This window comes from Exiguobacterium sp. RIT341, assembly GCF_000632205.1.
GTDB lineage: Bacteria > Bacillota > Bacilli > Exiguobacteriales > Exiguobacteriaceae > Exiguobacterium_A.
Genome location: NZ_JFYW01000012.1, coordinates 66,497 through 83,668 on the forward strand (window position 1 = coordinate 66,497; position 17,172 = coordinate 83,668).

Consider the following 17,172-nt stretch of genomic DNA (forward strand, 5'->3'; position numbering starts at 1 on the left):
TCGAACGAAAACGAGTAATCAGAGCGCATAATCCAGATGAAGGCGAACTTCTCCAAATCATCATGTCTCTTTATCGGACTTCGATTTCGGCAAGGAACGTTGGTATCACGGGCTCCATGATCGGTTCACGTTTTCCAATTCCTTTTAATTCTTTTTTAATCCCTTCAATCTCCTAGAATGTCTGTAATGAAGATAATCTGGTTAGCTCTCATGTCATCATCTTGGAGAGGAGAACCCTCTCTGGTGATTGAAGTTCGGGAAGACAGACGAAACGTTATGTATACATTTCGATGTCGAAACGTATACAACTTAATACTATTGTATACATATAGATATTATAAAAAATCGACACCGAACGATAAAAATGATTGTCTTCAATCCTCTCATATGTGATGATGGAGACAGAAAGGGGAGAGATGATGAACATTCTGACGTTCTACATATCAAAGGGAGGTTCCGGGAAGACGACCTGTTCCCTCAACATGGGGCATGCACTCGGTGAACTGGGTCAACGCACTTTACTCGTAGACCTCGATCCACAAGGTTCCCTCAGCAAGTTGATGCTGAAGGAGTCCGATACGATCAAATACATGACGCTCTTCGACGTCCAGGCGCGCGGACTCGCCATCGAGGAGATTTTGTTCGACGACGAGAAACACAACATCAGCCTTCTCCCCTCGAACGAACGGAACGCCCGACTCATCAACCTGATATCAGAACAGGACAAACTCTTCCTATTGAAGGACCTGCTCGCGCCGCTCGCGGAGGAGTTCGACTGGATCATCCTCGACTCCGTCCCGTCGATCAACGAGCTCTCGAAGGTCGTCCTGTCCTGTGCGGACCATGTCATCGTCCCCTTCATGCCGAAGAAGCTGGTCTTCGATCAACTTGGCAGTACCATCCGGACGATCCGACAGGTGAAGAAGTTCTACAACGGCTCGCTCGAACTGACGGGCATCATGCCGGTCGCACTCGACGTCGGACTGAAGGGTGACCGTGAATATGCGGAGGCCATGGGACGGCTCGCGGAGGAGGAGGGGCTCGCCGTGCTCCCGTCCGTCAGACGTGCAGCCTTCATCGAGAAGGCCGCCGACAACGGGAAGAGCGTGCTGCAGTACAAGTCGAAGGAAGGACAAGAGCTCGCCGCACCATTCAGGGAGCTCGCTCGTCGCATGGTCGAAGGAGGGAAGGACGCATGAAGGCCCGGAACAAGCAAATCCATAAGATCAAGCCTCAGGAGCAACATCCGTATCGGAGCGGGTTGACGGACATCGGCTCCGTCGTCCAGAAGCTCCCCGTGTCGAAGGACCTCGAGAACCTGGCGGTCGAGATCAAGGAGCTCGCGCGCGTCCAGACGATATCGGTCTTCGAGATCGGCAAACGTCTCTCGATAGCGAAGTCGGAGATGCACGACGGCAAGGAATGGCAAGGGTTCCTCGAGACGGTCCAGATGTCGAACTCGCTCGCATCGCGTTACGTCAAGGCCTATGACACGCTCCAACCGTTCGAGGAGTCGCTCGGGAAGCTGCCGGCCTCGAAAATCTTCGAGCTCATGTACGTCGAGGACCCGGAGGACGTCGTGCTCAACGGCCTGCCCGTGGAAGGCGGGCGGAAACCGATAGAGGAGGCGACCGTACGCGAACTCCGGGCTAGCCGCTCCGCGACGTCGGCCGTGAAGGTCAGCGCCTTCCGTCAGAAGAAGACGACGTCGACGGTCCTGTCGGCACGCGTGCCGACGGACACATCGGAACGCCTCCATGCGCTCGCGAGCGCACAAGGGCTCAGCATCAGCGAATATTTGTCACGATTGATAGAGGAATCGCTCGACCACGGCATCGTGGAGGGCTCAGATGAGACGGAAGGGGAAGAGAGACGATGAAGAAAATCGCGTTATACAACCGTAAGGGTGGGGTCGGGAAGTCGACGACGACGATCAACCTCGCGCATGCCTACGCCAGGGAGGGGCTCCGTGTACTCGTGATCGACGCGGACGACCAGGCGTCGACCTCGAACGGTCTTGGGCTGACCGAGGACTATCCAGGGAAGGTGCTGCTCGACTGTCTGATCAACGAGGACGATCCGTACTATGCACCGATCGAGCAGGTCATCGTCAACTGCGAGTACGAGACGGGGACGGTCCATCTCGTACCGACGCGCCGCTCCGCCTCCCCGACCGGCCTGACGAGCCAGATGGGTTACGAGTTCCGCCTGAGGGAGGAGCTCGCACGCGTCGAGGAACTGTTCGACGTCTGCCTCATCGACTGTCCGGGATCGACGTCCGCCCTGAACCCCTATGCCCGCTGCGCCCTGGTCGCACAGGACATCATCGTGATGCCGGTGCAGATGCAGAAGTTCTCGATGGACGCCGTCTACACGGCACCAGAGGAGCTCGAGGAGATCAGACGCTACAAGGAGGACATCCACATCGCGGCATTCGTGCCGACGATGGTCGGTACGCGCTCGCGCGGGGACCTGACGACGGTCGAGGAACTCGTCGACCTCGGACGGGAGGTCGGCATCCCCGTGTTGACGACGATCCCGTACATGGTGAAGGTACAATCGCTCCAGCGTGAGTCCCGTCCGGTCATCGACCACAAGGGTCCGGCGACGGACGCGTACCTGAAGCTCGCGGAGGAGGTGCTCGCCTTATGAGTCGTAAGAAGAACGCACCGAAGTTCTCGAGCTTCCAGGCGAACGGCGCGCTCCCTGAGGCGACGAACCCGAACACGGACGCACGAGGGGAGAAGGTCGACGCCGTCAAGAAGTTCTCCTCGACGACGAGCGTCGTGAACCCGTATCAATCGTTGTCCGCGACCTCGTTGTCCCGTGTCGTGACGAAGAAGCTACCCGAGAACATGGACGGACTGGTCCAGTACTACAACCACATCGATGCCATCCATGCGACGAGCTTCGTCGAGAAGTGCCGCGTGCTCGCGCACGCCAACGCCATCTTCCGCTATGAGGGGACGCGTGACGGCTTCCGGCAGGAGGAGGGCGGATGGCTCGAGTTCGTCGGGCGCATCGGCCTGTCGCAGTCGCAGGTGAGCCGCTTCGTCTCGTTCTGGAACGTGTTCGGCGAGGAGCTGCTCGTCCGCGCGGTCGAGGAGGAGCTGACGGCGTCGAAGCTCGCGGAACTGCTGTCCTGGCCGGAGGACCCGAGGGCTGTCATGCTCGAGGGTCGTACATACCAGGTCGGTGACGGCGAGAAGACCGTCTACGAGATGACGCGGGAGGAACTCCGCGAGGTCAAGCGGATGCTCGGCGACCGCAAGGAACGACGCGTCATCGAACAGCCGTCCGTCAGCCGTCCGGTCAAGCTGCGGATCGACTTCGGGGATGACGATCCGTTGTTGAAGAACCTACAGGAACGGGCGGAAGAGGACGGCAGCAGCCCGGAGGACATCATCCGGCTCGCACTCGAGCAATATCTACGTCGTTGAAGCCATGAATCGGGCACGCTCATCTCCTCGGATGGGCGTGCCCGTCTGTCATGGGGGTCAGTTTAGAAATTCTGACAACTATTTCCGAAAACATACTGTCTTTATTTTCTATAAATGCGTAAAATTTAGTTATGGAGTCGCGTCACCAGCTGGTTGACGCACATGAAATTTGGGAGGAATCACAAGCTATGAACTTCGATAATAAGATTGATTTACAAAAAGAAATCGGTAAGACCATCTCGTTGACGGACGGAACGCGTAAGCTGACGATCAAGGGCCAGACACGCAGCTACCCGGTACACCGCATCCCGCTCGAGCACCTCTTATATAACCGCCAGAACGGACGCATCATCAGCTCGATGAACCGCTATGAATCGGAAGGCAAGGACATCCAGAGCCTCTCGAAGGAGGAGTACAACGACCTCGTCGAGCAGTTCATCGTCGAGTCGAACAGCGCCGCGCTCAACAAGACGAAGCAGAACATCGACCTCTTCGGACAGCGCCTTCCGGGCGTCGTCCTCAACGACGGGACGGTCGTCGACGGGAACCGACGTTATACATGCCTCCGTCAGTTGAAGCGGGAAGGGAAGACGTCGTTCTTCGAGGCGGTCATCCTTGATCCGTCGGAGGGGCTCTCCGCGATCGACATCAAGCGACTCGAGCTCAACCTACAGCACGGCGAGGAGCGGCCGGTCGACTATAACGCCATCGACAACCTGGTCGAGGTCTACAACGACATCGAGAAGAACAAGTACTTCACGGTGAAGGAATATGCGACGAACACGAACAAGACCGAAGGGGACGTCAAGAAGATGCTCAAGAAGGCGAACCTCATGGTCGAGTTCCTCTCGTTCATCAACGCCGAGGGCAAGTACTACGTGGCACGCGACATGGAGCTCGACGGACCGCTCCAGGAGGTCATGCTCATCCTCAACAAGGAGAAGGACGAGGAGGAACATGAACGCGTCAAGAACGCCCTCTTCACGGCGATGACGCTCTCGAAGGACGGCGACCTGACGCGCTACATCCGACGCATCGGGAAGGAAATCATCCAGGCGGGCAACCGAGAACAGTTCCTCGACGAATACGACGACATCGTCGAGGACGTCTACGATGCCTATCAGGAAGAGGCGAGCGTGACCGTGAACACGGTCAAGAAGCTGAACGAGAACCTCAAGAACGTACGCGAGGAGGCGAGCTCGATCGTCAGCAAGCGTGTGGACGAGACGGTGTTGACGCGCGTCAAGATGAAGCCGATCGACTCGCTCAACACGGTCATCCGGACGCTCGACAACGTCGACGCGGACCAGATCGCCCGGATGGATGCCGGCTCGAAGAAGGAGTTCGCCCGTCTCGTCGAACAGATCCGGAAGGAACTCGGGGCCTATGAATCACGACTCTGACTTCCGCGACCTGGTGCTGCGACCGTCCTACTATACGACGGAGCATCAGATCGGCAAGGACTTCTATATGCCCGTCCTCGGACGGGCGGTCGCCTATGACCGGGTCAGCGGCTACTTCAGCTCGAAGGCGCTGGCCTCCTACGGTCAGGGCGTCAAGGGATTGGTCCGCAACGGTGGACGGATGCGGCTCATCGTCTCGGAGGAGCTGAGCGAGGAGGACGTACGGCTGATACGACAAGGCTATGCCTTGCGGGAACAGACCGTCGACGACCTGCTCGGACGACTCGACGAACGGCTCGATAGTCAGGAGATGATGGACTACTGCAACCTCGCCCATCTGATCGCGACCGGCGTCGTCGACATCCGGATCGGCTTCAAGTCGTCCGGGCTGTTCCACTCGAAGTTCGGTCTCGTCGAGGACGAATACGGGAACGTCATCTACTTCACGGGCTCGAACAACGAGACGAGCGCCGCCATCCAGAACAACTTCGAGTCCTTCGACATCACGACGACATGGCTCTCCTCCCCGTTCGACGTCGAGAAAATCCCTCGCGCGCGTCGCGAGTTCGACCTGCTCTGGGCGGACCGGATGCGGGAGGAGAACATCTACGTCAAGCACATCGAGGAACTCATCATCAAGAAGATACTGACATACGACAAGGGGACGATCATATTGGACAAGGAGATGCTACAGGAGGACGCGATGATCCTCACGGTGGACGATGACGGACGATTCGTGATCCACGACAACGTGACACCAGGCAAGATGAAGGAAAACGAGCTCACCATCAAGACGAAGCTGAAGCCCTACTACGCGGATGCAGGATATCCTCACTTCCGCGAGGACCTGACGTACGTCGAAATCCGGAAGGTCATCGAACTCTTCGAGAAGCTAGGCAGACGACGGGACTTCGACGTCGTGGTGACGCGCGCGCTGGCCGAACATCTCGAGCGACAGACCTATCTCATCGAGGAACGATCGAATTACGCGATGTTGCTGAAGACGCAGGACGACCGGATCGAGGACAAGTATGCGAACTTCGCATCGATCGTCGACCGTGAGCTGCACCGGGAACTCCGCGACAAGCAGATGCAGTCCGCCTTCTACATGGCGGAGATGCATCGGGCGGCGAACTTCTCCGTGCCGGGTGCAGGGAAGACCTCGATGGTATACGGCGCCTTCGCCTATCTGTCCTCCCCGGAGGTCGACCGCGTGAACAAGATCATCATGATTGGGCCGAAGAACACGTTCCTCGCCTGGAAGGACGAGTACGTCGAGAACTTCGGGACGAAGCGGAGCCTAAGCCTTCTCAACATCCATGACTCGGACGAGCCGATTCGTCAGCTTCGTCTCGGTGGGGACTCGTTCGACCTCGTCCTCGTCAACTATGAGTCTCTCGGACGATTCGAGGGCGTGCTCAGCGACGTCATCGACGGACGCACGATGCTCATCTTCGACGAGGTCCATAAGATCAAGGGGATGAAGAGCAAACGGGCCCAAATCGCGAAGCGTCTCTCGACGCTGACTTCCTATAAATACGTCCTGACCGGTACGCCGATACCGAACACCTACGAGGACGTCTATAACTTCCTGAACATCCTGTACGGGGAGGACTACAAGAGCTTCTTCAACTTCAAGCCGAGCGAGCTGAAGAATCCTTCCTCGACCCGCATCGAGGAAATCAACGCGAAGCTGCTGCCGTTCTTCTGGCGGACGACGAAGCACGAGCTCCAGGTACCGCAGGCGGAGCCGGACATCCAGTACCACGTGGAGGCGAACGATGCCGAGCAGGCGATCATCGACCTCGTCCATCGCAAGTACCTGGGGAACCCGTTCAGCATGTACATCCGCCTCCTGCAGGCCTCGACCTGCCCGGAGCTCCTGTTGCGGGCGCTCGACTTCCAGGAGATGTATGGAGAGGAGGAGGCGTCCGGCCTCACCTTCGCCGGACAGGAGGACACGCCTCCCGTCACGCTCGACCGCTCGGAGGTCGAACTGTTGCGCCGCGTGCCGACGACACGGAAGTTCCGTGCCGGGGTGGAGCTCGTCTCCGACCTGCATGATGAGGGCAAGACGGCCGTCGTCTGGTGCATGTTCGTCCATACGATCGACAAGTTCCGGGCGGAGCTTCTCGCCCGGGGCATCAAGGCGGAGGCGATCTATGGGAGTACGCCGCTCGAGGAACGCGAACGCATCATCAAGTCGTTCCAGGCGGGCGAGCTCGACGTCATCGTCACGAACCCGCATACCCTTGCCGAGTCGGTATCGCTGCACCATGTCTGTCATGATGCGGTCTACCTGGAATATTCGTTCAACCTGACGCACATGCTACAATCGCGGGACCGCATCCATCGGCTGGGTCTACCTCAGGGACAATACACGCGTTATCACTACATGATGATGCAAGGACAACCGGAGGAACACGGGATGGTCGACGAGAAAATCTATGACCGCCTCAAGATGAAGGAGCAACGCATGCTCGACGCAATCGAGAACGGCGAGCTCCGTCCGGATCCGACGGTCGACTATGAGGAAATCATCGCACTATTCGAGTGACGGTCCGGTCGAACGGAATCGTCTAGAAGCAATCTGGCAGTGCCCAATCAAACCAAAGAGGTGATGATTCAAGTGAGCTTGAAAAGGGTGAAAGACCTTTTACGATTCAATGCATTCATGTTCATACTGCCTTTGATATTCTTCATTCTTCAGAACCCGGTCCATGCGGAAGTGGGACTGACGCCGTTCACTTCGATTGATTCAGAAATCGAAGGGACTGCGGAGGCGGACACCGAAGTGATGATTCTGTTCGCGAACAAATGGTATGCGACGAAGTCGGATGCTGACGGGAAGTTCAAGATGAGATTCGACCAGAAAATCGGTCGAGAGAGCATCGGGATACGTGAAAAACAGATGGACGGCACCTATGGAAGAATCGCCCGCTACTCCGCAGAACAAATGACGGAACCAATCCAGCCACCCAAGTATCTAGGGAAGAACAAGGACGGGGAGTCCCTCTTCTATAGTCCACAGGGTTATGAGACCGTCGTCCTCGCAGGAGAAAGAGTATACAGCGGAACTTCGATTTTGAGAATCAAAAATCTGTTCTATGATAGTGTGAAAGCCTATGTACGTAACGGCGAAATCAAAAGTGAAATAGTCAGCATAGACATCGCTACCCCAGAAAAAATTCCTTTCACCATCTCGAGCAAGGTGGAAGGTGATCAGGTCATCATGACGGGGAAGACATTGCCTTCGATGAAATTCTTTCTCAAGAACAAGATGGACGATGGTACATGGGAAGAAGGTACATTGTTCCGGAGTGACGAGGAAGGATACTTCTCAGAAGCGTTATATGAATTGACCTACTTTGATGAAGGAATTGCCACTTACAGAATCGATATGAGCAATATCGGCGAAGATGTGATGCCGGAGATTTTTAAAAGCCCCCAAAACGTCAATGGCCCGATGATAAGCGCTGATAATCCCCTCATCATAAAGACGGAGCGAATCCGAGAGAATGATTATATTCGAGGTGAAGGAAGACCGGGATACAGGGTGTTCATGAAACGCGATGATATGCTCCAAAGATTAGGCGAAGTTAATGCTTTAGGGAATTTTTCGATATTCGTCCCTCGGAAAATAGATGCTCCCGCCATAACACTCGTGGTGCAAAAAGAGGATGGGACATATTTCGGTCAAGAAACGCATCGACTATATGAAAAAAACTTTGATAGTCATGATTTAGTCCTGGATGATGTGACCTCTGATTCTACGAAGGTGACGGGCAGTGCTCCGAGGTTCATGGACATCCATATCGACTTCATTGGAGTGATGGGAAGTTATCGAATAAATACCACCTCCGATGAAAACGGTCGTTTTTCCGCCTTGTTACCAAACGAGTTCGATGGTACGGTAACCGTGACGGCCAGTTATGGTGGCAGCGTGAGCATGACCAGGAAGACGGAAGTCATCGATTTGCGTCCGAACGAAAAGCCATCATACTATTTTGAGAACGACACGATGAAGGTATCCGTCAGTAACGAAAAATTAATCGACAAATGGATAGAGCTATCGAAGATACATGATGACGGGACCTTCGACGTCAGGAAGTTCCTCCTTTACGATCGCAATCCGTCCGGTGGATATGAGATCGGTATCGAAGATTGGTTGGACGGTGACCGTTTCACTCTACGAGTAGTGGATGAGAACAATGTGAAGTCCGATTCCGTAATCGGAGAATATGTAGAGCTTGATTCTCCACGAATCGATGATTTGGACGATGGCAGTAAGAGCATCGTCGGACGAACGGCTCCGAACCTCAAGGTCTCTGCCATATATTACGATGGACACCTCGAGACCACTTATAGTGACGCGATAGGTAACTTCACCGTGAAGCTTCCGGACGTCAGTCCGGCGCATCGTCCATATAAGATAGTGATTGATGATGAGAAGAATAAAGTGCGTCGGACCGTGGGACTGACCTATCGGGATACGACACCTCCGGCAATCAAAGTGGAACCAATCCAGGATCGAGATGACCAAATCAGAGCAAGTCTCATGCCGGGTGATACGATGAGAATCACGATCGTCTACGACGACGGCGGGACCGAGACGGTCGATGCCATGAGACGATATTGGGATAACGTGGTATACAGTCACCATTCCAGTTTCGGTAGGGTAGCATATTTCGAGTTCGTCAGCACGGACCCGAACGGGAACGAGAGTCGTAAGAAAATCATTCCCATCGATACCGTAAGACCTAGTCTCGATATGTTAGTCACACCTTACGCAGGAGAAGATTCAATCGAAGGGAAGACCGAACCGCAGGCGAATGTGACGGTGAGCATCTCAGGTCGGGAATACACGGCGAAGGCTGACGGAACAGGAAGGTTCTCCATCAAGACTCATGTCTTGAAGGCATCCGAAAAGGTTGATATGGAGATACTCGACAAGGGCGATAACCTGGTCACGCTAAAGGATGCATCTTCCGTATTAGGAATCAACTCGGTGGAGTTGATGAAGGATAGGAAGTCGGTAGTCCTGAAAACGAACATCAAAGGTTCAAGGGTCGATCCATATCTCACACTCGAATACGAAGGTAAAAAAATCACCCAAGGATTTGCTGAGAAGGTCGTGTTCAATCTCGACAAGCCACTCAAGAATCATTCGGAAATCAAGATACATCTCTCACGCAGAAATGCGCCTCAGAAAGTGGTGTACAAAGCGAAGCAATCCGACACCATCGGACCGAGCACGAACGTCGGAATCGATTGGCGAGATGACTGGACCGTCGGTACGAGACTCTATGGTACGAGTGAACCTGGTGCGACCGTCGAAATCTATCAGAAGTCGAAGCGGATCTTCTATGTGAGGACGGCATCAGACGGTAAGTTCGAGTACGTCGTGAACAGAGCGTTCGGTACACGAGAGCAACTGCTCCTACGCGTGACGGATATAGTAGGGAACCGTTCAGAGAAGAAAGTGGTCTTGAAACACGTACCGAGAAAGCCGACCGTGAATCCGGTCTTCGATAACTCGAAGACGATTACCGGGAAAACGGAGCCCGGGCTCACTGTGGAAATCAAGATCAATACCACGAAGTATCTCGTGAAAGCGGATAGTCGCGGTAACTACCGCCTAAGTGGCAAGGGCTGGCCGGTAGGCTCTCGGATAGTCGTCAAGGCGAAGGGGAAGGATGGCATCGATTCTCCTTATGAACGGCGTACCGTGAAAGGCACGATAAAGTATCTAGAGGTCAAGAACGTGACATCTTCCTCACGCTTCGTCGAGGGGAAGACGGAACGGGATTCCTACGTGCAAGTCTTCAAGAATGGCAAGAGCATCTCGAAGAAGGTCCTAGTAGCGAAGGATGGGAAGTTCAAGCTATCCATCCCGAGACAGACGGCGAAGACGAAACTCGTCGTGAAGGTCGAACGCAACAACTTCAAGTCGCTCGAGAAGACGTTGATCGTAGGTAAATGAGCAAGAGAAGGACATCGCCACCGTCATGGGGCAGTGTCCTTCTCTTGTTTTTTCGTATTGATGTCGAAGATGATGGCATGTCGCTCAGCATCCGCTCATAGTGGCGGGGTGATCGTCATACATCACCCGAGTGGGTCCTCGAAGCGTGCGCGATGATGTCGCATGTAGACCTCGCGTCCAGGCCACATCCGGATGGTCATGTCCTCCCGGATGCCGACGAGGCGGAGACTGTTCGCGTCGAGCCGTGAGGTCAAGAGGATTCTCCCCTCCTCATCGAACGAGATGAACCCCTTATCGAACAGGCCGTCATGCATGTCACAGAGGACGAGTCCGTTGTCGGGATCATCCTTCTGTCGGTCATCTGAATGCGCCCAGGGAAGGATGTGGCTCGCGACGAGGAGCTCTCGTACCGCGAGTCCACATAGCTCACAACATGAGCTTCGTCTGAGGAGCGACTCCTGGAAACGCGACTGGGAGAGGCGATACATCGTCATCCTCGCACCTTCGTGGAGGCGCGGTGGTCGGGAAAAATCTTCGACTGCCGGGTCGTCCAAAGCATCGTCATCCGATGATATGATGGAACGATCGTCGCGGAACGCGCGCCAGGCTTCAGGCTCGTTCGGACCACCGATGATTCCCGTCTTCAAGTCGACGAGCCATTCGCCCGAGACGGCGAGCGGGAGGACGGTGAAGCGTGCGACGAGGTTCTCATATGACGCGCCTGCACCCTGATGATGGAATTGCTGACGACGGAGTACCTCGTCACGCGTCATTCCCTCCACATAAGGCAGGGCGATCCCGACATAGCGTACATCGTTGTTGCCGACGCGCTCGAAGTAGAAGAACGGAGCATGATGGCTCTCCTCAACGGAATACGCACGGTCGAAATACTTCAGGAAGGTCTCGTTCCCACGTTGCTTCGTGTCACGGAAGTCCTTGCCAGGGGTCTGGTTATCGCCATAATAGACGAGGATGCCGCTGGTGGGGTCGTATTCGTTCCTCCATTCGGATTGTTTCCCGGTGTCGAGGATGACCGTGAACGCCTCCTCCCGTGGGGCACCATCCCGTCCTTCGACCATCGAACGACGGATGCCCCCTTGGTTGCCGAGTCCGCGGAGTCCGTCCCCGAAACGGAACAGACGGCTCAAGGGTTCGTTCGCGAAGTGGGAGGATGAATCCGTCCCTGCCGGATAGACCTTACCTGGTATGAGGTCCTGAGGGACGATACGGTTCATCGACCGTCCCCTGATTCATCGGCGCGTCGTTCGCGGTCGCGCAGGACGGCGAGCTCGATGCGTTCGGCGATTGCGGCATCCTGTCGCTCCTTCTCGTTTTCGAGCAGCCGGACTTTCATCATCAGCTCGCGATTCTCCTCTTCCAGGCGTTCGGCGTTACGGGAACGATCCTTGTAGTCGTCCGCGACGGCCGTCAGGCTATGGAGCTGATGCTGTAGTCGTTCCTTCTCCTCATCGCCGCGCCGGAGCCGCTCCTCGAGCGAGAAGAGTTCCTTACGCAACGCCTTCACCGTGTCGGCATGCTCCTTCTCGAGACGTGCAAGAGAATCTTCTGCCTTCTTCCGTCCGATCTCCGCCCCTTGTGCTGAAGCGACGAGTTCCTGTTCACGTTCAGCGAGCCGTTCGCCGGCGAGACGTCCCTCCTCCTCGATTCGAGCTCGTTCCTCGATCACCTCGTCCTCGAGCCGGGAGATGGTCTCCTCGTGTCGCGTCTTGATGCCCGCGAGATCCGTCGCCTGACGCTTCAGTCGTAGGGAGCGTTCCTCGAACAGGTTGCCGATTTGGCGTAGCAACAGGGAGAGCTGTTCGTCCTCCTCCGTCAGCAAGGGATCGTGCGAGCGGTTCTCGCTCAACGTGACGAACTCCTCGAACAGTTGGTTCGTCGTCACCTGACGCTCCCGGACCAGCTCGCCGATCCGACGTGTCACCTCCTCCGACAGGCGGAAGGATTTGTTCTTCATCTCGTTCGTATCATTGTTCTGCGGTTCCATGGACATCTCTCCGTATGTATAGATATTTTTGACGCTCATGCCTAGATTATAGCATGCTGCCAAGCGACTGCCGAGCCGGGAGGGAGGCGTCGGGGACGAAGTTGGAATCGAGGAAATTTCGATCTGTTCAAACCTAAAGATATCTGATATAATTGAGAAACTGAAACAGAGCGAAAGGATGTTCGTATTTATGGAAACAAGAAAAAGGCTCAACACAATCGAGCTATTCGCAGGGGTCGGCGGCTTCCGCGTCGGGCTCGAGAAGGCGAACGAGGACCTCTTCAAGGTCGTATGGGGGAACCAGTGGGAGCCCTCACGCAAGGCACAGGATGCCTTCGAGTGCTATGCGTCGAACTTCGATGAAGGGATTCACTCCAACGAGGACATCACGACCGTGACGGACGAGGCGTTCCGTAACCTGGACGCACAGATCGTGGTCGGTGGGTTCCCGTGTCAGGACTACTCGGTCGCACGCAGCCTGTCGGGCGAGAAGGGGATACAAGGGAAGAAGGGTGTCCTCTTCTGGGAAATCAAGCGCATCATCGAGGCGACGGCACCGCGCTATGTCCTCCTCGAGAACGTCGATCGTCTTCTGAAGTCACCGGCGAAACAACGTGGTCGTGACTTCGCAGTCATGCTGGCGACGTTCCGTGACCTCGGATATAAGGTCGAGTGGCGTGTCCTCAACGCCGCAGAATATGGCATGGCGCAACGTCGTAGACGCGTGTTCATCTTCGCGACGCGTGACGACTCTGGGTTCTCCAAGGAACTCGAGTCCTATACGGCGGACGACATCCTGTTCGAGAAGGGCTTCTTCGCACCGGTCTTCCCGGTCAAGCCGGAGGTCATCAAGAACCGCCGACTCGAAGGGATGCTCCCGGAAGACATCGTCGAGATTTCCGACACGTTCTCTGCGAACTTCCACAACTCGGGCTACATGCATGATGGTCGCTTCCACTCCATCCATACGGAGCCGGTCTTCGAGAAGCCGACCCCGCTGCGGGACATCCTGCAGCCGGAGGAGACGGTGCCTGAGAAGTTCTATCTCAAGGACTCCGCAATCGAGAAGTTCAACTTCTTGCGTGGCGCGAAGAAAATCGAGCGGACGTCGGCGGACGGCCACAAGTACATCTACGCCGAGGGTGGCATGTCGGAGATCGATGATCTCGACAAGCCGGGTCGTACGATGCTGACGAGCGAGGGGACGACGAACCGTAGCTCGCACGTGGTCGAGGTCGATGGCCGCCGGCGATTCCTGACACCGCTCGAGTGCGAGCGCCTGAACGGATTCCCGGACAACTGGACGAGCACGATGAGTGACCGGATGCGCTATTTCTGCATGGGGAACGCATTGGTCGTCGGCCTCATCGAACGGATGGGTTGGCGCATCGAGCAGATCGAGGACCGACACCCGGTACCGGTGCCTGCGCAGGAATCCTTCTACATCAACAACAACTAAAGCGCCGTGCGTGACCCGGACGGACATATCGAGGCATCTCCATACGCTATGGAGGTGCCTTTTTGGGTTTCCGGAGGACCCCGGAACGGGAAAAGCGGAGTATGAGGATGACTAGAGGAGGCAAAAATGATGGCGACCAAGAACAAGAACCTCAGCAAGGTCAAGGGGACGGACACGAAGATGGAGGTCAAGGTGCGACATGCACTATGGCATCGAGGACTCAGATATCGTAAGAACTATCGACGACTGCTCGGAACGCCAGACATCGCCTTCCCGGCACAGCGTCTCGTCGTGTTCCTGGATTCGTGCTTCTGGCACGGCTGTCCGGCACATTATAAGGAGCCGAAGAGCAACGTCGAGTTCTGGCGTAACAAGATCAAGCGGAACCGCGAGCGGGACAAGGAGCAGACGGAGCACTATCTTTGTCAAGGATGGACCGTACTGCGTTACTGGGAGCATGAGGTGAACGACGATTTCGACCGGGTAATCGACGAGATTGATAAGACGTATCATGCACTCCTCGGTTCGGGGGCGGATGTCCAGGAGGCAAGACTCGAGACGTACCTCGAGGAAGAGGTGGGCGTGGATGACCCATGTGACTAATTCTGTTATATAATGGAGATATATGAAATATCGTACTGTTAAGGGAGAGATGAGGAGAATTATGGCAGTAGGAGAAGAGTTCGATGGTCTAGATACAAGAATATTAGGTTTGATGGATATCGGAGATAGAAAGGGAATCAGGCTGGAACTGAAGACCGTCATCAGAATCATAAGAAGCGGAATCGAACTGGAAGATTTGACTGACGGAATCACTACTGAAGTTCGAAAGAAAATCGGATTGAATGCAGTCACGCGCGCACAATTGAACTTGTTGATACGTAAAGAGGCGGATGCAGACGATTGGGCATCATTGCGGCAAGACTCCTCTCTCTATCTGCTCTCCTTGTATAACGGCGCATTGACGGAAGAGATAATCCGAAATATCCTTGTACCCTCAGGAATACGGTTGCGTGACATCGGATACATGAGTTATGAGACCTTCAAGGATTCTCTTGGTGGTGCAGAGAGAGTCCGCCTGTTCAAAATCATGAAGGAGACCTTCGTCAAATGTGCGAAGAGAAGGAACTTCCTGATTGTCGAGCCCACTGACGTCGGAGAAAAAAAGACGGTGCCGGCTGAGGCGCCCGTCGTGGTTAAAGAAGAAGCGCAGATACGGACGACTCCATCAGAGGAATCGATACGATTAGAAAAACAAAACGCAGACTTCTTATTGACGTACGTCTATGATGACATGGAAGATGCTGAGTCTTTGGAAGCATGGTTGAACGAATCGACCTTGTCAGCGGAAGAACTTAAGTCTGCCTTATCACGATTAGAGAAGATGAAATACGTCGCAATCGAAAATCAAATCATAAAAAAGGTCACGAGAACGCTTGCCGCATTTGTCCGAAATCAAAAAGAAGGAAATGCTAAGCTACTTCTGATTGATCGTCTGAGTGGTATGAGCATGTCGGATCTCGGTAAAAAATATAACATACAGGGAATCATGATTAACCGTATTGTCGGAAAGATATTTGCTAAAATTCCAATCACCCATATCGATGAGGCGCGAACATACTCCCCGCTGTTCAAAAAATATGATGTAGACGTCGCCTATTTCACGAAGGTGCTCGCGGAAGAAGTAGGCTTATACTATTTTTTGAATGAAAAATGTACTAAAGGGAAAGAGGATAAGTTCGAGTCCCACCCTCTGCTGAGTTTCAAACAAAAGAAGAATCTATTGAGTAATCAGACCGATAGATTGTCGTCAGACTCGTCGCACGTACATAGCGAACGTTCTAAGGAGAAAGAACGGGATTTGATAGTAGAGAAATTCATGACAGGTGTTCTTTTCGAGGATGTTCATCTGGAGGCGGATCTTGTTAGACAGAATCGGTCAATCCAAGATTTTCGATATAAATATTTGAATGAACGGTCATTGAAGGAAAAAGGATATGTTCGGGATGGGCGTTTCTTGGTTAGGCGTGAGATAGGCACTGTCGATAAGTATTTTAAGACTTACTTATTGAAAAATGACTATTTCCAGAGTGACTATTCCGGTGTTCAGGAGACGAGGGAGTTCAAGAAAGTAATCATCAGACTACAAAACAATCTAGAATTGCTCAGGATTGAGGACAACCTTTACATGAACATTTCGGTATTCGAGAGGAATGGAGTGACGAGAGACGAGTTACGTGAGTTCTTGAATCTTGTGGCTGACATGTTCGAGGAAGAAAAGTACTATACCGTTAAAAATCTGCAGAATCATTTTTCGCATAAAGTATTTGATTTAGGTTTCGACGAAATTTTCTATGAGAGACTCTGGCGCACTCATCCGAAAATCCGATACATCGCTTTGAACGGTAAGGATATTTTTTATCAGGGTTCTCGAAAGCGAGCCCTTGTCGACTTCATAAATGACCAAATCGTGGATGACATTGAGCTCGATGATTTCTTATCAATCATCCAGGAGAAATATGGCATAAGTCTCGAACCACGGACGGTCATAGAAAAGGTCAGGACAAGTGGCTTGTATTATGTTCCTGAGACTAGAAAAATTTATATCGATAAAGAAAAGTTCTTCGATGATTTATACGATAATGAAAAATGATTAGCATGCCCATCCCAAGAAGAATCGATGGTGAGACTGATTTCAGGCGGATTCTGTGTATATCGAGATTTCTATAGTTGGACGTTCATCTCAACGATAATCTGTTCAGCATTTTTTTTATTCCATGAGTGGAATGATTTCTTGATGTAGAATCGATTCTTCTCGCGAGAATGGTGACTCATCATCGACACTTGAGGATGAGTGTTCAGGAGACTTCAGTAATGTGATC

At 53.8% G+C, this 17,172-nt stretch carries 12 protein-coding genes; 10 read left to right on the plus strand and 2 right to left on the minus strand.

The genetic code is table 11. The annotated features are described in order from the left end of the window. Positions 1–419: 419 nt before the first annotated feature. The 7 genes from BW42_RS15055 (at position 420) to BW42_RS15085 (ending at position 10,826) form a co-directional block, all read left to right on the plus strand. Positions 420–1,199 (plus strand): ParA family protein, encoded by a 780-nt coding sequence (locus tag BW42_RS15055; protein WP_035412957.1) that lies wholly within the window; start codon positions 420–422, stop codon positions 1,197–1,199. Next, positions 1,196–1,879, plus strand: a complete 684-nt coding sequence (locus BW42_RS15060) for a DUF3102 domain-containing protein (protein ID WP_035412958.1) — start codon at positions 1,196–1,198, stop codon at positions 1,877–1,879. Before BW42_RS15055 ends, BW42_RS15060 begins: the two co-directional genes overlap by 4 nt. Then, positions 1,876–2,652, plus strand: a complete 777-nt coding sequence (locus BW42_RS15065) for a ParA family protein (protein WP_035412959.1) — start codon at positions 1,876–1,878, stop codon at positions 2,650–2,652. Before BW42_RS15060 ends, BW42_RS15065 begins: the two co-directional genes overlap by 4 nt. Next, on the plus strand, positions 2,649–3,440 hold the full coding sequence (locus BW42_RS15070) for a hypothetical protein (RefSeq protein ID WP_035412962.1): 792 nt from the start codon (positions 2,649–2,651) through the stop codon (positions 3,438–3,440). The genes BW42_RS15065 and BW42_RS15070 overlap by 4 nt, the downstream gene beginning before the upstream one ends. A gap of 188 nt (positions 3,441–3,628) precedes the next feature. Beyond that, positions 3,629–4,843, plus strand: a complete 1,215-nt coding sequence (locus tag BW42_RS15075) for a hypothetical protein (RefSeq protein WP_035412968.1) — start codon at positions 3,629–3,631, stop codon at positions 4,841–4,843. Continuing rightward, positions 4,827–7,400, plus strand: coding sequence for an SNF2-related protein (locus BW42_RS15080; protein ID WP_035412971.1), 2,574 nt, complete (start codon positions 4,827–4,829; stop codon positions 7,398–7,400). Before BW42_RS15075 ends, BW42_RS15080 begins: the two co-directional genes overlap by 17 nt. 63 nt (positions 7,401–7,463) lie before the next feature. Continuing rightward, the gene (locus BW42_RS15085) at positions 7,464–10,826 is read left to right on the plus strand and encodes a hypothetical protein (protein ID WP_035412974.1); all 3,363 of its coding nucleotides are present in this window, start codon (positions 7,464–7,466) and stop codon (positions 10,824–10,826) included. A 122-nt stretch (positions 10,827–10,948) separates the two neighbouring features. Here the strand turns inward: BW42_RS15085 and BW42_RS16080 are convergent, their stop codons facing one another. Both BW42_RS16080 and BW42_RS15095 read right to left on the minus strand, forming a co-directional pair. After that, positions 10,949–12,061, minus strand: coding sequence for an HNH endonuclease (locus BW42_RS16080; RefSeq protein ID WP_052019210.1), 1,113 nt, complete (start codon positions 12,059–12,061; stop codon positions 10,949–10,951). After that, complete coding sequence (locus BW42_RS15095) at positions 12,058–12,831, minus strand: hypothetical protein (protein ID WP_035412976.1); 774 nt, start codon at positions 12,829–12,831, stop codon at positions 12,058–12,060. The genes BW42_RS16080 and BW42_RS15095 overlap by 4 nt, the downstream gene beginning before the upstream one ends. 190 nt (positions 12,832–13,021) lie before the next feature. On the opposite strand from BW42_RS15095, the gene dcm reads away from it, so the two are divergent. From dcm to BW42_RS15110, 3 genes are all read left to right on the plus strand, one after another. Beyond that, positions 13,022–14,290 (plus strand): DNA (cytosine-5-)-methyltransferase, encoded by a 1,269-nt coding sequence (dcm, locus tag BW42_RS15100; RefSeq protein WP_035412978.1) that lies wholly within the window; start codon positions 13,022–13,024, stop codon positions 14,288–14,290. Between the two features lie 129 nt (positions 14,291–14,419). Beyond that, complete coding sequence (locus BW42_RS15105; RefSeq protein ID WP_081780450.1) at positions 14,420–14,893, plus strand: very short patch repair endonuclease; 474 nt, start codon at positions 14,420–14,422, stop codon at positions 14,891–14,893. A gap of 709 nt (positions 14,894–15,602) precedes the next feature. Next, a complete protein-coding gene (locus tag BW42_RS15110; RefSeq protein WP_155960228.1) occupies positions 15,603–16,943 on the plus strand; it encodes a hypothetical protein in 1,341 nt (446 codons plus the stop codon). Positions 16,944–17,172 lie beyond the last annotated feature (229 nt).